The sequence below is a fragment of the Morganella psychrotolerans genome (assembly GCF_965118875.1).
Classification (GTDB): Bacteria; Pseudomonadota; Gammaproteobacteria; order Enterobacterales; family Enterobacteriaceae; genus Morganella; species Morganella psychrotolerans_C.
The window spans coordinates 143231-158696 of sequence record NZ_CBCPJD010000001.1 but is presented as its reverse complement, the minus strand read 5'-3'; the positions used below and the strand labels follow the sequence as shown (position 1 = coordinate 158696).

18 protein-coding genes are annotated in these 15466 nt (G+C 47.0%); 7 read left to right on the top strand and 11 right to left on the bottom strand.

Annotated elements, in window-relative coordinates; translation table 11 throughout:
- Window positions 1-171: 171 nt before the first annotated feature.
- From tyrS to anmK, 3 genes are all read right to left on the bottom strand, one after another.
- Complete coding sequence (gene tyrS, locus ACMHKJ_RS00745) at window positions 172-1446, bottom strand: tyrosine--tRNA ligase (protein WP_413491575.1); 1275 nt, start codon at window positions 1444-1446, stop codon at window positions 172-174.
- 132 nt (window positions 1447-1578) lie between these two features.
- Window positions 1579-2229: a pyridoxamine 5'-phosphate oxidase gene (gene pdxH, locus ACMHKJ_RS00740; protein WP_067363024.1), complete on the bottom strand. Its 651-nt coding sequence runs from the start codon at window positions 2227-2229 to the stop codon at window positions 1579-1581.
- Window positions 2230-2290: 61 nt separating this feature from the next.
- Window positions 2291-3406 carry an anhydro-N-acetylmuramic acid kinase gene (gene anmK, locus ACMHKJ_RS00735; protein ID WP_413491574.1) on the bottom strand — a complete coding sequence of 372 codons (1116 nt, stop codon included), beginning with the start codon at window positions 3404-3406 and terminating at the stop codon, window positions 2291-2293.
- 444 nt (window positions 3407-3850) lie between these two features.
- On the opposite strand from anmK, the gene ACMHKJ_RS00730 reads away from it, so the two are divergent.
- Window positions 3851-4321, top strand: coding sequence for an outer membrane lipoprotein (locus ACMHKJ_RS00730; protein ID WP_067363027.1), 471 nt, complete (start codon window positions 3851-3853; stop codon window positions 4319-4321).
- Between the two features lie 60 nt (window positions 4322-4381).
- On the opposite strand, the gene slyA is transcribed toward ACMHKJ_RS00730, so the two are convergent.
- The gene (gene slyA / locus ACMHKJ_RS00725; RefSeq protein WP_067363030.1) at window positions 4382-4816 is read right to left on the bottom strand and encodes a transcriptional regulator SlyA; all 435 of its coding nucleotides are present in this window, start codon (window positions 4814-4816) and stop codon (window positions 4382-4384) included.
- Window positions 4817-5337: 521 nt separating this feature from the next.
- Complete coding sequence (locus ACMHKJ_RS00720) at window positions 5338-5574, bottom strand: DUF1289 domain-containing protein (protein WP_067364753.1); 237 nt, start codon at window positions 5572-5574, stop codon at window positions 5338-5340.
- A gap of 277 nt (window positions 5575-5851) precedes the next feature.
- Here ACMHKJ_RS00720 and gloA point away from each other — a divergent pair, with 277 nt between their 5' ends.
- The gene (gloA, locus tag ACMHKJ_RS00715; RefSeq protein ID WP_413492089.1) at window positions 5852-6259 is read left to right on the top strand and encodes a lactoylglutathione lyase; all 408 of its coding nucleotides are present in this window, start codon (window positions 5852-5854) and stop codon (window positions 6257-6259) included.
- A 121-nt stretch (window positions 6260-6380) separates the two neighbouring features.
- A complete protein-coding gene (gene rnt / locus ACMHKJ_RS00710) occupies window positions 6381-7022 on the top strand; it encodes a ribonuclease T (RefSeq protein ID WP_413491573.1) in 642 nt (213 codons plus the stop codon).
- A gap of 32 nt (window positions 7023-7054) precedes the next feature.
- On the opposite strand, the gene ACMHKJ_RS00705 is transcribed toward rnt, so the two are convergent.
- The 3 genes from ACMHKJ_RS00705 to ACMHKJ_RS00695 all read right to left on the bottom strand — a co-directional run bounded on the left by ACMHKJ_RS00705 (window position 7055) and on the right by ACMHKJ_RS00695 (window position 8626).
- A complete protein-coding gene (locus ACMHKJ_RS00705; protein ID WP_413491572.1) occupies window positions 7055-7801 on the bottom strand; it encodes a hypothetical protein in 747 nt (248 codons plus the stop codon).
- Window positions 7802-7939: 138 nt separating this feature from the next.
- The gene (locus ACMHKJ_RS00700; RefSeq protein WP_413491571.1) at window positions 7940-8278 is read right to left on the bottom strand and encodes a Grx4 family monothiol glutaredoxin; all 339 of its coding nucleotides are present in this window, start codon (window positions 8276-8278) and stop codon (window positions 7940-7942) included.
- A gap of 84 nt (window positions 8279-8362) precedes the next feature.
- Entirely contained in the window at window positions 8363-8626 is a 264-nt protein-coding gene (locus tag ACMHKJ_RS00695) for a hypothetical protein (RefSeq protein WP_413491570.1), read from the bottom strand.
- A 273-nt stretch (window positions 8627-8899) separates the two neighbouring features.
- Between ACMHKJ_RS00695 and sodB the strand changes: the two genes are divergently transcribed.
- Entirely contained in the window at window positions 8900-9478 is a 579-nt protein-coding gene (gene sodB / locus ACMHKJ_RS00690; RefSeq protein ID WP_150384659.1) for a superoxide dismutase [Fe], read from the top strand.
- Between the two features lie 73 nt (window positions 9479-9551).
- Here the strand turns inward: sodB and cydH are convergent, their stop codons facing one another.
- Entirely contained in the window at window positions 9552-9635 is an 84-nt protein-coding gene (cydH, locus tag ACMHKJ_RS00685; RefSeq protein ID WP_413492088.1) for a cytochrome bd-I oxidase subunit CydH, read from the bottom strand.
- A 276-nt stretch (window positions 9636-9911) separates the two neighbouring features.
- On the opposite strand from cydH, the gene purR reads away from it, so the two are divergent.
- Entirely contained in the window at window positions 9912-10937 is a 1026-nt protein-coding gene (gene purR, locus ACMHKJ_RS00680; RefSeq protein ID WP_413491569.1) for an HTH-type transcriptional repressor PurR, read from the top strand.
- A 2-nt stretch (window positions 10938-10939) separates the two neighbouring features.
- On the opposite strand, the gene punR is transcribed toward purR, so the two are convergent.
- A complete protein-coding gene (gene punR, locus ACMHKJ_RS00675) occupies window positions 10940-11842 on the bottom strand; it encodes a DNA-binding transcriptional activator PunR (protein ID WP_413491568.1) in 903 nt (300 codons plus the stop codon).
- 134 nt (window positions 11843-11976) lie between these two features.
- Between punR and punC the strand changes: the two genes are divergently transcribed.
- Together punC and cfa are read left to right on the top strand one after the other, a co-directional pair.
- Window positions 11977-13191, top strand: coding sequence for a purine nucleoside transporter PunC (gene punC / locus ACMHKJ_RS00670; RefSeq protein ID WP_461435642.1), 1215 nt, complete (start codon window positions 11977-11979; stop codon window positions 13189-13191).
- Between the two features lie 268 nt (window positions 13192-13459).
- Complete coding sequence (cfa, locus tag ACMHKJ_RS00665) at window positions 13460-14623, top strand: cyclopropane fatty acyl phospholipid synthase (RefSeq protein ID WP_413491567.1); 1164 nt, start codon at window positions 13460-13462, stop codon at window positions 14621-14623.
- A gap of 73 nt (window positions 14624-14696) precedes the next feature.
- Here the strand turns inward: cfa and ACMHKJ_RS00660 are convergent, their stop codons facing one another.
- Entirely contained in the window at window positions 14697-15356 is a 660-nt protein-coding gene (locus tag ACMHKJ_RS00660) for a riboflavin synthase subunit alpha (RefSeq protein ID WP_413491566.1), read from the bottom strand.
- Window positions 15357-15466: the final 110 nt, after the last annotated feature.

The window sequence follows — 15466 nt, the reverse complement described above, 5'->3', positions numbered from 1 at the left end:
GATACAACCTGATTTTTATTATTACCGCGCATATACCGTTATTCATTCAAACTGCAGGTGCGTTGGCTGCATCCTGAATGACGTTGGACATATCATATTCTGTGAAACGAAAAAGATCTTGCTGGCAGATCAAAAAGGGCAACTTTCGTTGCCCTTATTCAGCGTAAACTTTTATTTCCAGCAGATCAGGCAGTAATGTTTTTTCCCGCGACGCAGTAATGTGTAGCGACCAAATAATTTATCACTGTCAGTAAAGCGGTATTCTGCATCAGACTGTTTTTCACCATTAAGTGAAACAGCGTTGGAGCCAATCATGGTACGCGCCTGACCGCGTGACGGCACCAGTTCAGCCAGTACCAGCGCCTGCTGTAAATCAGCATCGCTTTCCGGCTCAATGTGCGGCATACCATCCTGCGCTAACTGTGCAAAATCATCTTCCGTCAGGTTGCTGATATCGCCGTTAAACAGGCTGTCAGTAATACGCTGTGCGGCAATCAGACCCGCTTCGCCGTGAACCAGTTTTGTGACCAGCTCTGCCAGAACATACTGCGCGAGCGGTGCTTTACCGCTGGCTTTGTCTTCAGCTTCAAGCGCGTCAATCTCATCAAGGCTCATAAAGGTGAAGAATTTCAGGAAGCGGTAGACATCAGCATCGGCTGTATTAATCCAGAACTGATAGAATTTGTACGGGCTGGTTTTCTTCGGATCCAGCCATACTGCGCCGCCTTCGGTTTTCCCGAATTTAGTGCCGTCAGATTTGGTGATAAGCGGTACAGTCATGCCCCAGACCTGCTGCTGGTTCATGCGGCGGGTTAAATCAATACCGGAGGTAATATTGCCCCACTGGTCAGATCCACCGATTTGCAGCTCCACACCGTAATCTTTATTCAGACGGACAAAGTCATAGCCCTGTAACAGGTTATAAGAGAATTCAGTAAATGAAATACCGACATCATCCCGGTTCAGGCGCTGTTTTACGGCTTCTTTGTTGATCATCTGATTAACAGAGAAGTGTTTGCCGATGTCGCGCAGAAAGGTCAGCACATCCATAGAGCCGAACCAGTCATAGTTGTTTGCAGCGACTGCACTGTTGTCACCGCAGTCAAAATCGAGGAACGGCGATGCCTGCTGACGGATTTTTTCCACCCAGTCATGAACCGTGTCCTGTGTATTGAGTTTGCGCTCCGTCGCTTTAAAGCTCGGGTCGCCAATCAGCCCCGTTGCACCACCAACCAGCGCAACCGGACGATGCCCGGCTAACTGGAAACGCTTTAAGCACAGCAACGGAACCAGATGGCCCAAATGCAAGCTGTCGGCGGTCGGATCGAAACCACAATAGAGGGAAACCGGGCCTTGCGCCAGTCTCTCTGCTAACGCTTTTTCGTCCGTTACCTGGGCAATAAGGCCCCGCTCTTGCAGTTGTTTAATCAGGTTCGTACCAGACATCAATGACTCCATCAGTTCTGTTTTGTCTATGCAAAAATTGCGGATGATAAAATGAGGTTACAGCATAAAGCGGCACTCCGTGAAGTGCCAGCAATAAAGTCGTTTTAGTGCAGAAATTCGTTTTCTGTCAGCTTATGGTGCGAGGCGGTCAATCTCCCAGCCATCAGCGGTGCGCGTATAAAGGAAGCGGTCGTGCAGGCGGTGTTCACCCCCCTGCCAGAACTCCACTGAGTTAAATTTCACGCGATATCCGCCCCAGAAGCTTGGCAGCGGAACTTCACCCTGCTTAAATTTTTGTTTCAGTTCAAGAAACTTACCTTCCAGAATCCCTCTTGCCGAGATACGGGAAGATTGCTGTGATGCCCATGCGGCAATCTGACTGTCTTTAGGGCGGCTGTTAAAGTACTTCACCACGTCAAGAGTGGATAAACGCTCAACCTCGCCCAGAAAACAGACCTGCCTGTCGAGCGTATGCCACGGAAAATGGAGGCTTATTTTTGGGTTTTTTGCCAGATGCTGTGCCTTACGGCTGCCTGTATTAGTATAAAAAATCAGTCCGTTTTTATCGAAATGCTTGAGTAACACAATACGCTGATACGGCTGACCAGTTTCATCCACCGTCGCCACACTCATGGCGGTCGGATCTGACAATTTAGCTTCACACGCCTGTTTCAGCCAGCGCTCAAACATTTCCAGCGGCTCATCACTGAGATCATGGCGGCGTAATCCGCCTTTGGTATATTCACGCCGCAGTGAAGCAACATCCGGAGACTCATCTGACATGCTTTTTTCCTCTTGATTTTTCTTTTAATCACAATTACTTGCTGTGTATTTGTGCCTATATTTATTCATGGCGGATAACCGGATAAACCGCGCCCAATACGGTTTCTCTGTCTGCGCCGGTAACAGACGGCAGATTACCGGACTCGCCTGCCAGAGTGCGTGCCGCCAGCCAGGCAAACGCCAGTGCTTCCAGGTCGTCCCCGCTCAGACCAAAGGTGTCAGTCGGGCTGACTTCTGTGCCCGGCAACAACGCAGACAAACGGGACATTATCTGCGAATTCTGCGCCCCGCCACCGCACACCAGAAGCCGTTCACACCCGCCACAGAGTGCCACCTGGTCACTGATACTGACCGTTGTCAATTCCAGCAGTGTGGCCTGTACATCCTCCGGTAATACATCAGGGAATGCCGTCAGGTGCGTGGTCAGCCACTGCATATTAAAATATTCACGGCCGGTACTTTTCGGTGCTGAACGGCTGAAATACGGATCACGAAGCATCTGAGCCAGCAGTTTTCCATGTACATGTCCGCTTTTTGCCCAGGCGCCGTCTTTATCATAAGGCTGTGCCCGGTGGCGCCATGTCCAGCTGTCCATCAGCATATTGCCCGGCCCGGTATCATATCCTCTGACCGGCGCGGCCGGAATAAGGGTGGTGATATTCGCTATTCCGCCGATGTTCAGAATAATGCGTTTCTCACCCGGTACGCCGAGAACAGCCTCATGAAATGCCGGCACCAGTGGCGCGCCCTGCCCGCCATACGCCATATCGCGGCGGCGGAAATCCCCGGCTGTCGTGATATTAGTCAGCGCGGCGACCCGGTTGTTGTCCCCGAGTTGCATAGTGAAAGGCGTTTCGCTGTCCGGTTCATGCCAGACAGTCTGCCCGTGGCAGCCGATGCCGGTAATGTCCTGCGGTGTCAGCCGGGCTTTCTCCAGCAGCCCGTTTACCGCCTGCGCAAATAATGTGCCCAGGTCATAATCCAGCCTGCCGATTTCCGACAATGTCGTCTGTTGCCCCTGACATACTGCCAGTATGCGGGTTTTCAGTGCATGGGGAAACGGATGCGAATAACTCACCTGTTGCGCTACCACTGCATCATTAATCGCAGCCAGAACGACATCAACGCCATCCATACTGGTTCCTGACATCACTCCGATATAACGTCCCGGGCGCATAGCCAATTCCTTTTAATCAATAACCGTTTGATAAAAATAGTATATACCCAACATCATCCAAAATGCAGGCAGGCGGCAAGGGAAGATAGGCGGGGAGCATAGGTAAACTATGTGACCTGGCTAGCTGAGTGCAGCCAACGAACCTGCTGTTTGAATGAATAAGGGTATATTCAGATGTAACTACTATAATTAGGCTCAACAGCAGATCCATCCCTTTCTGTCGCGTGACATCACTTAATCCTGAATCTGATGCGTGCCTCACAATTGTGAAATAAGAGGATTTACCTTGCCTGATAACCATTTCACTTTAAGCTGTTCCTAATCCTCACGGAAATAAAACATTTTTAATGCAAAATTATTCTGCGATAATGGGTAAGATACAACACGACACCACAGATAATGAACCCATTCCCCGTCTGTGAACATAATAATCAGGAGTTAAGTATGTATAAGCGTTTTCTCGCCGGTGCATTCGCCGTTGTCGCATTATCCGGCTGTGTGAATATGGATACACTGAGTGGTGACACTTATAGTGCAGAACAGGCGAAAAGTGTTCAGACAGTCACTTATGCTACTATTATGAGTGCCCGTCCTGTCACAATCCAGGCCGGAGGTAAGGAAAATGTTCTCGGCGCTGTGGGTGGTGCTGTTCTGGGTGGTATCTTAGGCAGCACTATCGGTGGCGGGACAGGCCAGACTCTTGCAACCGCGGCAGGTGCTATCGCCGGTGGTGTTGCAGGTCAGAACGTACAGGGTGCAATGAACAACACATCCGGTGTTGAACTGGAACTCAAACAAGACAATGGCGAGATCATTGTTGTTGTACAGAAACAAGGTAAAACACCTTTCTCTGTAGGTCAGCGCGTCCGTATCGCAAAATCAGGCTCAACGTATACCGTATCTCCGCGTTCCTGACAGCAGTTTTATCCGGCAAAAGGCGAAACAACTCTGTTTCGCCTTTTTTGTTTGTCCGGGTTAGTTTCGGCTGTGTAACTGAACAATATTGTTTTCCAGCTTGCGGACAATATCAGCCAGCGCGTATAACTCGTCCTGTGTTATCCCCCCCAGAATCTCCTGACGTGTCTTTTCAATTACGGCATCCACCTCACGGATAAAAGGTTCAGATTCTTCCGTGAGCTTTATCCGTTTTGCTCTGCGGTCGTTAATACAGATATGGCGCGTAATTAACTTTTTCTCTTCCAGCTGATCCAGCGTACGAACCAGTGAAGGTTGTTCAATACCAATCGCTTTTGCTAACTGAATCTGGGATTGGTCCGGGGGTAACAAACTGATGTTGTAGAGTGTTATCCAGTGTGTCTGCGTTAATTTTAACGGCTTGAGCCGATGGTCGATAAGTGACCGCCATATCCGTACTAACCTCGCTAAATCTGATCCCAAAGTTAACTCCACAAATTTCTCCTTATGTGAATACTGTACAGACGCATGTGAACGCCATAATGTCTTTCAATCACCCAATAAAAAGAAACGCTGCGCTATTGTGTTCATTAATATCAGACGCAATATTGCGGCGTAATAAAAAACAGTTCACATTTATCTCACACCCTGCCATTTAGATAGCAGTGAAATAGTTAGCTTTTTATACAAATTTAATTGATTAAGCGAGTGAAGTTGTTTCGCAGTAAGAATAGCGATCATCACGAATGGGATCTATATTTTTTTACATAACTATGTTCTTATTTTTAACAAAAAAATAATTTAATATATTAAAAATTGTTTAATTACAATTGGATAGGTTTAATTATGCCTGTTTACAAATAGTGATATTTATTACATTGCATTTATATGATTACCTTCCTAATAATAAACACAAATACACTAAATTAGATTATTTATATAATATATAAATAAGCCGAACTAAATAACACTTGTTAATTAATTCATTGCTAACATATAGAATATGAACTATTAATTTAAAATAAATCTATCTGAGATGAAGGTTCATCCGGCAATATGTCGCCTTTCTGCGCCCTGTAACGACGCTGACGACATAAACGCAGTACATTCTCTTTTTGGGTATTATTCAGGGATAACCACTGAAACCGCTCATCACGGCTCCGGTAGCAACCTTTGCAGTAACCTTTCTCACTTAGCTCACAAATCCCCACGCAAGGCGAAGGGATATCGAAAAGGTGAAGTTGTTCTGCCATCTGATAATGTCCTTTCGTCTGATGCCTCTGCGGGCAGCTTCCTGTTATCCTGTAACCATCAGCATCCTGATAATTTGAATTGTAGTCAATTCTCACGTTATAGTGTGAGTTATTGCTGCTATACCCAACGTTATTCAAGATGCAGGCAGGCGGCAAGCTCCGACTGCCCGGGAGCATAGATAATCTATGTGACCCGGCGGGCGGTGTGAAGCCAACGAACCTGCAGTTTGAATGAATAAGGGTATAAATAATGAAAGCCAATCAGGGAGATTACTTTATGCGTGTACTCCATACCATGCTCCGCGTAGGTGATATGCAACGTTCCGTCGATTTTTACACTAAAGTACTTGGTATGCGCTTACTGCGTACCAGCGAAAATCCGGAATATAAATATTCACTGGCCTTCGTGGGTTACACTGATGAGAGCGAAGGCTCAGTCATTGAATTAACCTACAACTGGGGTGTTGATTCTTATGATCAGGGCAGTGCTTTCGGGCATATTGCACTGGGTGTCGATGATGTTGCCGCTACCTGTGAGTCTATCCGGCAGGCCGGCGGAAAAATCAGCCGTGAAGCCGGTCCTGTAAAAGGTGGTTCCACTGTTATTGCCTTTGTTGAAGACCCTGATGGTTATAAGATTGAATTAATTGAAAATAAAAGTGCCGGTGCTGCCCTGGGCAACTAACCGGTATGTGAAGGAGGATCAGAACGATCCTTCTTTTTAGTGTCTGAGGCAATCTGTCCTTTCGCCCGCAGGCTCGCCGCGCTAGAATGATGCGTTTTGTTCGTTACAACCAAAGAGTCCCATGTCTGATAATCAAAATCACAATACCCTGAGCGCACGTTTCCGCGGATACTATCCTGTTGTTATTGATGTTGAAACAGGCGGATTTAATGCCAAAACTGATGCTATGCTGGAAATTGCTGCCATCACCGTTAAAATGGATGATAATGGCTGGCTGATGCCGGATCAGCGGCTTGAGTTCAATGTACAGCCTTTCGAGGGTGCTAATCTTGATCCTGCTGCGCTGGCCTTTACCGGGATAAACCCTGCCGACCCCGAACGCAAAGCGGTCCGCGAGTATGATGCCTTACATGAAATTTTTAAAATGGTGCGCAAAGGCATGAAAAATGCTGACTGCAAGCGCGCGATTATCGTGGCACACAATGCGAACTTTGATCACAATTTTGTGACGACAGCCGCAGAGCGCTGCGGTCTGAAACGTAATCCGTTTCATCCGTTTGCCACCTTTGATACCGCGGCATTAAGCGGACTGGCTCTCGGGCAGACCATCCTGGCAAAAGCCTGCATTACCGCCGGTATTCCATTCGATAGCAAAAAAGCCCACGGCGCGGCATATGATACAGACCGCACATCCCTGCTGTTCTGTGAAATAGTCAACCGCTGGAAGAAACTGGGCGGCTGGCCGCTGCCCGCAGACGCCTGAACAAACGCCACCTTTATGGTGGCGTTTTTATATTATTGTTTATCTGATAAATACTGCCAATTCCCGGTTCCGGCTCCTGCCATTACAGACGGACTGATAATATCCGCAGACTGAAGCTTCATCAGTTTCGGCAGGATTGTTTGTTCTGTTTCTTTAATCAGTTGTTCAATCCCGGCTTTAAAGCATACATCAAAATCTTTTTGTGCCAGATATGGTTTTGCCTGATCTACTGAACTGATCGACCCCAGTTGTGTAACATTACCGAATGCTTTTTCACCGAAACCGACTGGCGCAGAAAGCAATTCTGCCGCTTTCAGGCGGATATCCCGGGTGCCCGGGCCTGCTATTTTATGCTGTATTGCACTAAGCTGGGTAATGGTACTTCTCAGCGATCCTGATGATAAACTGACCAGTGAATTCGCCGTCAAAGATTCTCCTTTGCTCAGTATTTCCCTTAACAGGTTTACATGTTTCGACAGACAATTATGTGCAGAACCGAGTGTTTCCTGCGCGAGCAGAAGCTGCATTGTTTCAGATTGATCCTGTCTGACAGAAAGCGTATTTATCCGTCCGCTCAACTGGTGAAACGCATTATCAACCTTATCTTTCACTGATACAAAAAAATGGGTAACACTGTTTTTAATTTCACTGAGTTTCGCTGATAATCCGTGACATGGCAGTGACGTATCATCCGTAAACTCCCCAATGCCGGTAACCTTTACATGAGATGAAGCATACCCCGTTAAAATTGTATTCTGGCCGGCAGTATTTATCTGCATCTTTTTTTCCTTTTGTGTAAGTGACGCAGACACTTTAAAAAATAACACGCATAACAACTTTCATTTCATCACCATCAGAAAGACAAAAGCCCCGCCGGGAACACCGGCAGGGCTTTTTTGTTCATTCTGACTGTATAATTATTCTTCGTTTTCAGTCGGATTTTTAGCTGCTGTTTCTTTAATCAGTGTCTGTAATTCGCCGCTGCGCATCATTTCCATAATAATGTCACAACCACCGACTAATTCCCCGCCAATCCACAGTTGCGGAAATGTCGGCCAGTTTGCGTACTTTGGTAATTCCGCACGGATATCCGGGTTTTGCAGGATATCAACATACGCAAAACGCTCTTCACAAGATGCCAGTGCCTGAACAGCCTGCGCTGAAAAACCACAGCTCGGCAATTTCGGAGAACCTTTCATATACAGCAGAATCGGGTTTTCTTTGATCTGGCGTTCAATTTTTTCAATAGTCGTCATTTAAAATATCCTTTACATCTGCCCGGTCAGTACCGGTGTTAACTTTCATGCAGAATACCACTTTCCGTTACAAAGCGGTAATAATCATTCACATCCCGCCTGCATTTTCAGCCAGTAATTTTGCTGACAGACACTGAAAAATTCTTTTCGTTGCGGTGATATGTTTTTATTATTAAATTCAACCACTTCCCATACTATCCATTGTTCCGGACACTGACTGTCACCGTCATAAACGGCGGTTTCTATTTCCCCTGTGCACATCAGAACGACACCATCACAAAACTGCCATGTTCTTATGCGGGTGATAACCTCTGATAAAGGGTCATGGCAGTTATTATCAGAAATCATAATGCACTGTGCACTGCTGTTCAGGGCAGAATGAAGGTAATAGGCCAGCATGGTTACGTATATATGATGTTAAGAGGTGTCGCAATAATAAAGGGTCTGTCATATGTTTACAAACCGCAAAATTCTTCTGTTGCAGAAATATGCTGATACCACTCTCCTTTCCTCATCTCCCGCTGTTTTTTGCGGCAAAACTTGTTAAGATAATTCGCAGAATAATAACAGTAACCCATCCGTGATGAGGTTACTGATTTAACCTTAAAAAAGGAGAATGCAATGTCGTTTGAATTACCTGCACTGCCTTATGCAAAAAATGCATTAGCGCCATATATTTCTGAAGAAACACTGGAATACCACTATGGTAAGCACCATAACACCTATGTGGTTAATCTGAACAACCTGATTAAAGGCACTGCTTTTGAAGGAAAATCGCTGGAAGAGATAATCAAAACCTCTGACGCCGGAATCTTTAATAATGCCGCTCAGGTCTGGAACCACACGTTTTACTGGCACTGTCTGGCACCAAACGCAGGCGGTGAACCAACCGGGAAAATTGCTGAAGCAATCACTAAAGCATTCGGTTCATTTGCTGAGTTCAAACAGCAGTTTACTGATTCCGCTATCAAAAACTTCGGCGCCGGCTGGACGTGGCTGGTGAAAAAAGCAGACGGCAGCCTGGCTATCGTCAATACTTCAAATGCGGGCACACCAATCAGTGGTAATGACAAACCACTGTTAACCGTCGATATCTGGGAGCACGCGTATTACATTGATTACCGTAATGCACGTCCTAAATACCTGGAAAATTTCTGGGCATTAGTGAACTGGAAATTTGCGGAAGAAAATCTGGCGTAAGTTACTCAGATAACAGATGTATTATATTAAAAAAGGGCGGATTTTCCGCCCTTTCGTACAGCAGGAAGATGCATCAGAAAAGCATAAAAGCAAATGCGACGATCATTGCCAGTGCCGCAAACGTCATTGACAAACTATATTTCAGATCTGTATCCATTCTTATCTCCAAAATAGCTGCTAATCAGGAAGTGATGACCATCAGAAACCCGTGATCATCAAAATAAACAAAACCGATGGTCTGACTAAAAAATAAAAATAACTGACCATATCAATAACCATAACACAGGTTATATCTTTTACTTTTGACCCGGATCAGACAATAAAGACTGTTTTTACAGAAATTTTTCTATTGTTACCGCATAATGGCACTATAATAGCAATCGATTAACCTAATAATAAAATACAGACCAGCAGGTCAGGAGTTGTTTTCATCATGGCAACGATTAAAGATGTGGCTAAGCGCTCGGGCGTCTCCACCACAACCGTCTCCCATGTCATTAATAATACCCGTTTCGTTGCAGAAGAAACGAAAGCGGCTGTCTGGGCTGCCATCAAAGAATTACATTATTCACCCAGCGCTGTGGCGCGCAGTCTGAAGGTGAATAACACAAAATCTATCGGATTACTGGCAACCTCCAGTGAGGCGCCCTATTTTGCCGAAGTGATTGAAGCTGTTGAAAACAGCTGTTACAGCAAAGGATACACCTTAGTGCTGTGTAACTCGCATAATAACCCTGATAAACAGAAAGCCTATCTGGCGATGCTGGCACAGAAAAGGGTCGATGGTCTGCTGGTGATGTGTTCTGAGTATCCCGATCAGCTGATTTCCATGCTGGAAGGCTACCGCAACATCCCGATGGTGGTTATGGACTGGGGCAAATCCCGTGGTGATTTTACCGATGCTATTATTGATAATGCCCTGCACGGCGGCTATCTCGCCGGGCGCTATCTGATTGAGCGCGGGCACCGCGATATCGCGGTAATCCCGGGTCCGCTGGAGCGCAATACCGGCGGTAACCGTCTGGAAGGCTTTCAGAAAGCAATGAAAGAAGCCGGGATCACAGTGCGTGATGAATGGATTGTCCAGGGTGATTTTGAACCGGACTCCGGTTATCAGGCGATGACACAAATTCTTAACGGAAAACAACGTCCGACGGCTGTTTTCTGTGGCGGTGATTCGATGGCGATGGGCGCGATTTGTGCCGCTGACGAAATGGGACTGCGCGTGCCGCAGGATATTTCGGTGATCGGGTACGATAATATCCGTAATGCCCGCTACTTCACCCCGGCACTGACAACGGTTCATCAGCCGAAAGAGCGCCTGGGACAGATGGCACTGACCATGCTGCTCGATCGTATCGTCAATAAGCGTGAAGATGCACAGACAATTGAAGTGCATCCGCGTCTGGTTGAGCGCCGTTCCGTGGCAGATGGTCCGTTTATCGATTACCGCCGCTGATATCAGCGCAACCACTCGGCATTGAGGGTTTCGCTGTCACCGAGATAATCGAGCAGCCAGCTTAGAGCCGGTGAGGTATTTTTATCCACCCAGGTGATACAGCACGGGCTGTCCGGTAACGGTTGTTCAATCTTCAGTGCCGCCAGCCTGCCCGCCGCAATCAGCGGGTCAGCGCGGTGCGCCGGCATCATTGCCACACATAGCCCCGCCTCCACACACGCAACTCCGCTGTCCCAGTCCGGGACTATCAGACGGCGCTGGTTATCCAGCGCCCAGGTGTCGCGTTTGGGCAGCGAACGGGACGTATCTTCCAGGCACAAACTCGGGTACAGCACCATTTCTTCATTCGTCAGAAGGCTATCCGCCGATGCCAGCGGGTGTGCTTTGCTGACCACAGCCCGCCACGGCATAAATCCCATATCGCGGAAATTATAGCGCTCACCGATGGGAGATGCCCTGGTTGCGCCAATCGCCACATCCACCCGCCGGTCCACCAATGCATCCCATACCCCGTTAAAGACTTCCGGATAAATAAACAGCTCAATGTCCGGAAAATGATGGTAAAAATCCAACAGAAGTCGCGTTATTCGTGCCGGTTTCACGATACAGTCAACCGCAATACTGAATTCACCACGCCAGCCGTTGGCTATCATCTGACATTGATGTCGTGTGGATTTCATTTTTTTGATAACAGTCCGGGCTTCTCTGACGAACAACACACCCGCAGGGGTCAGTTCCACATCTCTGTGGCGTCGTTCAAACAGCGGTACTGCCAGCCACTCTTCCAGTTGGCGGACACTGTAGCTTATCGCAGAGGGCACGCGGTGAAGTTCTTCTGCCGCCGCACTGAAGCTGCCTGTCCGTGCTACTGCATCAACCACATCCAGCGTATATTCTGACCACATAATCCCTCCTTTCAAATTTTTTCACAGCAATGTGCAAATAATAACGTTTTACAAAGAAAATTTCGAATGGTTAAAATAACAACTTACGAATTACACTTTCGCACAACATTTATTTAACATTCAGGTATTCATTTGTGACTGTTCAAAAATCGCCTTCCCGCGGCTTCCTTTTTTATCTCGCCGGACTCAGCATGCTGGGTTATCTCGCGATTGATATGTATCTCCCTGCTTTCGGTATGATGCAGGTATCTTTAAACTCAAGTGCCAGCGCCATCAGTGCCAGTCTGAGTATTTTCCTGGTCGGTTTTGCTATCGGTCAGCTGTTATGGGGTCCGCTTTCCGATAAAATCGGGCGCAAGCCGGTCCTGCTGATGGGATTAGGGTTGTTTGCCCTGAGCTGTCTGGCTATGGTGTGGGTATCCACCCCGGCACAACTTTTATTACTGCGCTTTGTGCAGGCTGTCAGCGTCTGTTCTGCTGCTGTTACCTGGCAGGCGCTGGTGATTGACCGCTATGACAGCCACCGCGCGCAGCGTGTTTTCGCCGCGATTATGCCGCTGGTAGCTCTCTCTCCGGCACTTGCTCCTCTGCTCGGTGCCTGGCTGCTCAATCATGGCGGCTGGCATGAGATCTTCCTGTTACTCGGCGGTATTACTGTTCTGATCCTTCTCCCGACGCTGTTTTTGAAAGAAAAACACGCATTTGCCGCACCTGACAGTATCAAACCTGAAAAGCAGGCGATCTCGTTCTTCCGCCTGCTGAAATCACCGATATACAGCGGTAATGTGCTGATTTATGCCGCGTGCAGTGCCGGGTTCTTTGCCTGGCTGACCGGCTCACCGTTTATCCTGCGCGATATGGGATATAACCCGAATGATATCGGATTGAGTTATATTCCTCAGACTATCGCCTTTATGGTTGGCGGGTACGGCTGCCGTGCCCTGTTATCTTATGTGAAAGGTAAAACATTACTGCCGTTCCTGCTGGCCGGTTATGCCATCAGTATGATAAGCCTGTATGCTATGGCCAAATTCGGTAATCCGTCACTGGTTGAGATCCTGATCCCGTTCTGCTTTATGGCGGCAATGAACGGCGCGTCATATCCGATAGTGGTATCAAATGCCCTGGCCGTTTATCCGGCACACAGTGGTAAGGCCGCGGCGTTACAAAACGCAATTCAGTTAGGATTATGTTCTGCCATCAGTTTCCTCGTCTCTGCCCTGATGAATAATCCGCTGCTCTCAACAACCGCAGTCATGGCAGCTACGGTGATCCTGGCTGCCGGCGGCTATATTATGCAGCACCGCTCATCCCGGACAGCTGTAACTATTGCGGAACAAAATCAATAAATTGCAATTAATTTAAGAATATTCCTAATTGTAAGCCGTACTCAGTTACGGCTTTTTTTATCATTGAAATTTACTTTCAGGCTCCTATACTTTTCAGACAATTAGTCTTAAATCCGGATTTTGAACTTTATTTTTATCTTAAAGATAACATTAATATGATAACCGTCACCCGGTAAGGGACAACATGTCATGTTCTGTTATTTCTGCGCAACATAACTGATATTAATAAAGTTCTCAAAATCCCGCTTTGATAAAAATTGGAGATAACATGAGTTCTGATTGTATCGAAAATCAAAAAACGCAGTCTGATGCCTGGCTGCGGATTACTTCCGACCTTTTAAATGAAGCCGGTATTGAAATTAACGGCACCCGCCCTTTTGATATACAAGTGCACAATAACCATTTTTTTAAACGGATATTGCAGCAGGGATCGATGGGACTGGGTGAGAGTTACATGGACGGTTGGTGGGACTGTGAGCGTTTGGATCTCTTTTTCCAACGTGTGCTGCGTGCCGGGCTGGAAGACAAACTTCCGAAAAATATCAATGATGTTGTTAAAATTGCTATGGCGCGCCTGCGTAATCTTCAAACCCGTAAACGGGCAAGGATTGTGGGTGAAGAGCATTATGATCTGGGTAATGACCTGTTTGAGCGCATGCTCGACCCGTATATGCAATACTCCTGCGGCTACTGGAAAGACCTGAGTCATACCCCGGAAAACCTGCCTCTGGCGCAGGAACAAAAACTGCATCTTATCTGTGAAAAATTACAGCTGAAACCGGGTATGCGGCTTCTGGATATCGGCTGTGGCTGGGGCGGGCTGGCGGCTTATGCGGCAAAACACTTTGCGGTCTCTGTTACCGGGGTGACTATTTCTGCCGAACAGCAAAAATACGCGCAGGCACGCTGTGCTGATCTTGATGTCAATATTATCCTGGAAGATTACCGCGATTTAAATGAACAATTTGACCGGATAGTGTCAGTCGGGATGTTTGAGCATGTCGGACCGAAAAATTACGCGACGTATTTTGATGTGGTAAAACGCAATCTGAAGCCGGATGGCCTCTTCTTATTACACACTATCGGCTCAAACCGGAATAAAGTGAATGTCGATGCGTGGATTGATAAGTATGTTTTCCCGAATGGCTGTCTGCCCTCTGTACAAAATATCGGTGACAGCAGTGAAAATAAATTAGTCATGGAAGACTGGCACAATTTCGGCGCGGATTATGACCGGACACTGATGGCGTGGTATGCCCGTTTTCTGGATGCATGGCCTGATCTGGAGCAGAATTACACTCCCCGCTTCAAACGGATGTTTACCTACTATCTGAATGCCTGCGCGGGGGCTTTTCGTGCCCGTGATATTCAGTTATGGCAGATATTATGGAGCCCGCAGGGCTGTGAAGGTGGTTTGCGCGTTGCCCGCTGAACGTTTCAGACACAAAAAAATCCGGACTGATGCCAAACCAGTGCCGGATTTTTTTACATATAATCTGTCAGGACTATGCGGGTTCTGTTGTCGCAGGCGGTGTCTTAGACTCTTGTGACTGCTGTGTTTTCTGCATCAGTACGCGCTCAACAGTATCAACTATCGCCTGTGTCTGCGGATCAAGCTCAATATTCACTTTATCCCCCAGACGCTTTTTGCCCAGCGTCGTGCGGGTGCAGGTTTCCGGGATCAGATGCACACAAAAGCGATTATTGACCACATCACCGATAGTCAGGCTGATACCGTCAATACCGACAAATCCTTTATGCAGGATATATTTCATCAGCATTTTATCTTCGATGCGCAGCCAAATCTGGTAATTATTTTCTGATACAAAAATTTTGGCAATTTCCGCCGTGGTCACAATATGGCCTGACATAATATGTCCGCCGATTTCATCACCATATTTGGCGGCTCTTTCCAGATTAACATTGTCACCGGTTTTCAGACTGCCGAGGTTTGTCAGTCTTAACGTTTCCTTAACCAGATCAAAGCTGATTAAATCACCGTCTATTTTTGTGACTGTCAGACAGCAGCCGTTGTGTGCAACCGAGGCGCCCGTTTCTATTCCGCCCAGTAATTCCGGCGGAAATTTCACAGTGTGAACACGAAAGTTTTCTTTTTCTTCAATGGCGACGACGGGGCCTTTGCCTTGTACAATCCCGGTAAACATGCGGATCTCCAGTCAGTAAATAAGTAGATTTATTGAGTTTATCCTACAATACAGAATTAAACAGCCCTTCTCCTGTCATCCCGCACATTTAATTGTATTGGTTTGTGTTG

Bases quoted from the DNA above. Each gene is read 5' to 3' on its own strand.
- tyrS (WP_413491575.1), bottom strand. From the start codon at position 1,446: ATGTCTGGTACGAACCTGATTAAACAACTGCAAGAGCGGGGCCTTATT.
- pdxH (WP_067363024.1), bottom strand. From the start codon at position 2,229: ATGTCAGATGAGTCTCCGGATGTTGCTTCACTGCGGCGTGAATATACC.
- anmK (WP_413491574.1), bottom strand. From the start codon at position 3,406: ATGCGCCCGGGACGTTATATCGGAGTGATGTCAGGAACCAGTATGGAT.
- ACMHKJ_RS00730 (WP_067363027.1), top strand. From the start codon at position 3,851: ATGTATAAGCGTTTTCTCGCCGGTGCATTCGCCGTTGTCGCATTATCC.
- ACMHKJ_RS00720 (WP_067364753.1), bottom strand. From the start codon at position 5,574: ATGGCAGAACAACTTCACCTTTTCGATATCCCTTCGCCTTGCGTGGGG.
- gloA (WP_413492089.1), top strand. From the start codon at position 5,852: ATGCGTGTACTCCATACCATGCTCCGCGTAGGTGATATGCAACGTTCC.
- rnt (WP_413491573.1), top strand. From the start codon at position 6,381: ATGTCTGATAATCAAAATCACAATACCCTGAGCGCACGTTTCCGCGGA.
- ACMHKJ_RS00705 (WP_413491572.1), bottom strand. From the start codon at position 7,801: ATGCAGATAAATACTGCCGGCCAGAATACAATTTTAACGGGGTATGCT.
- ACMHKJ_RS00700 (WP_413491571.1), bottom strand. From the start codon at position 8,278: ATGACGACTATTGAAAAAATTGAACGCCAGATCAAAGAAAACCCGATT.
- ACMHKJ_RS00695 (WP_413491570.1), bottom strand. From the start codon at position 8,626: ATGATTTCTGATAATAACTGCCATGACCCTTTATCAGAGGTTATCACC.
- sodB (WP_150384659.1), top strand. From the start codon at position 8,900: ATGTCGTTTGAATTACCTGCACTGCCTTATGCAAAAAATGCATTAGCG.
- cydH (WP_413492088.1), bottom strand. From the start codon at position 9,635: ATGGATACAGATCTGAAATATAGTTTGTCAATGACGTTTGCGGCACTG.
- purR (WP_413491569.1), top strand. From the start codon at position 9,912: ATGGCAACGATTAAAGATGTGGCTAAGCGCTCGGGCGTCTCCACCACA.
- punR (WP_413491568.1), bottom strand. From the start codon at position 11,842: ATGTGGTCAGAATATACGCTGGATGTGGTTGATGCAGTAGCACGGACA.
- cfa (WP_413491567.1), top strand. From the start codon at position 13,460: ATGAGTTCTGATTGTATCGAAAATCAAAAAACGCAGTCTGATGCCTGG.
- ACMHKJ_RS00660 (WP_413491566.1), bottom strand. From the start codon at position 15,356: ATGTTTACCGGGATTGTACAAGGCAAAGGCCCCGTCGTCGCCATTGAA.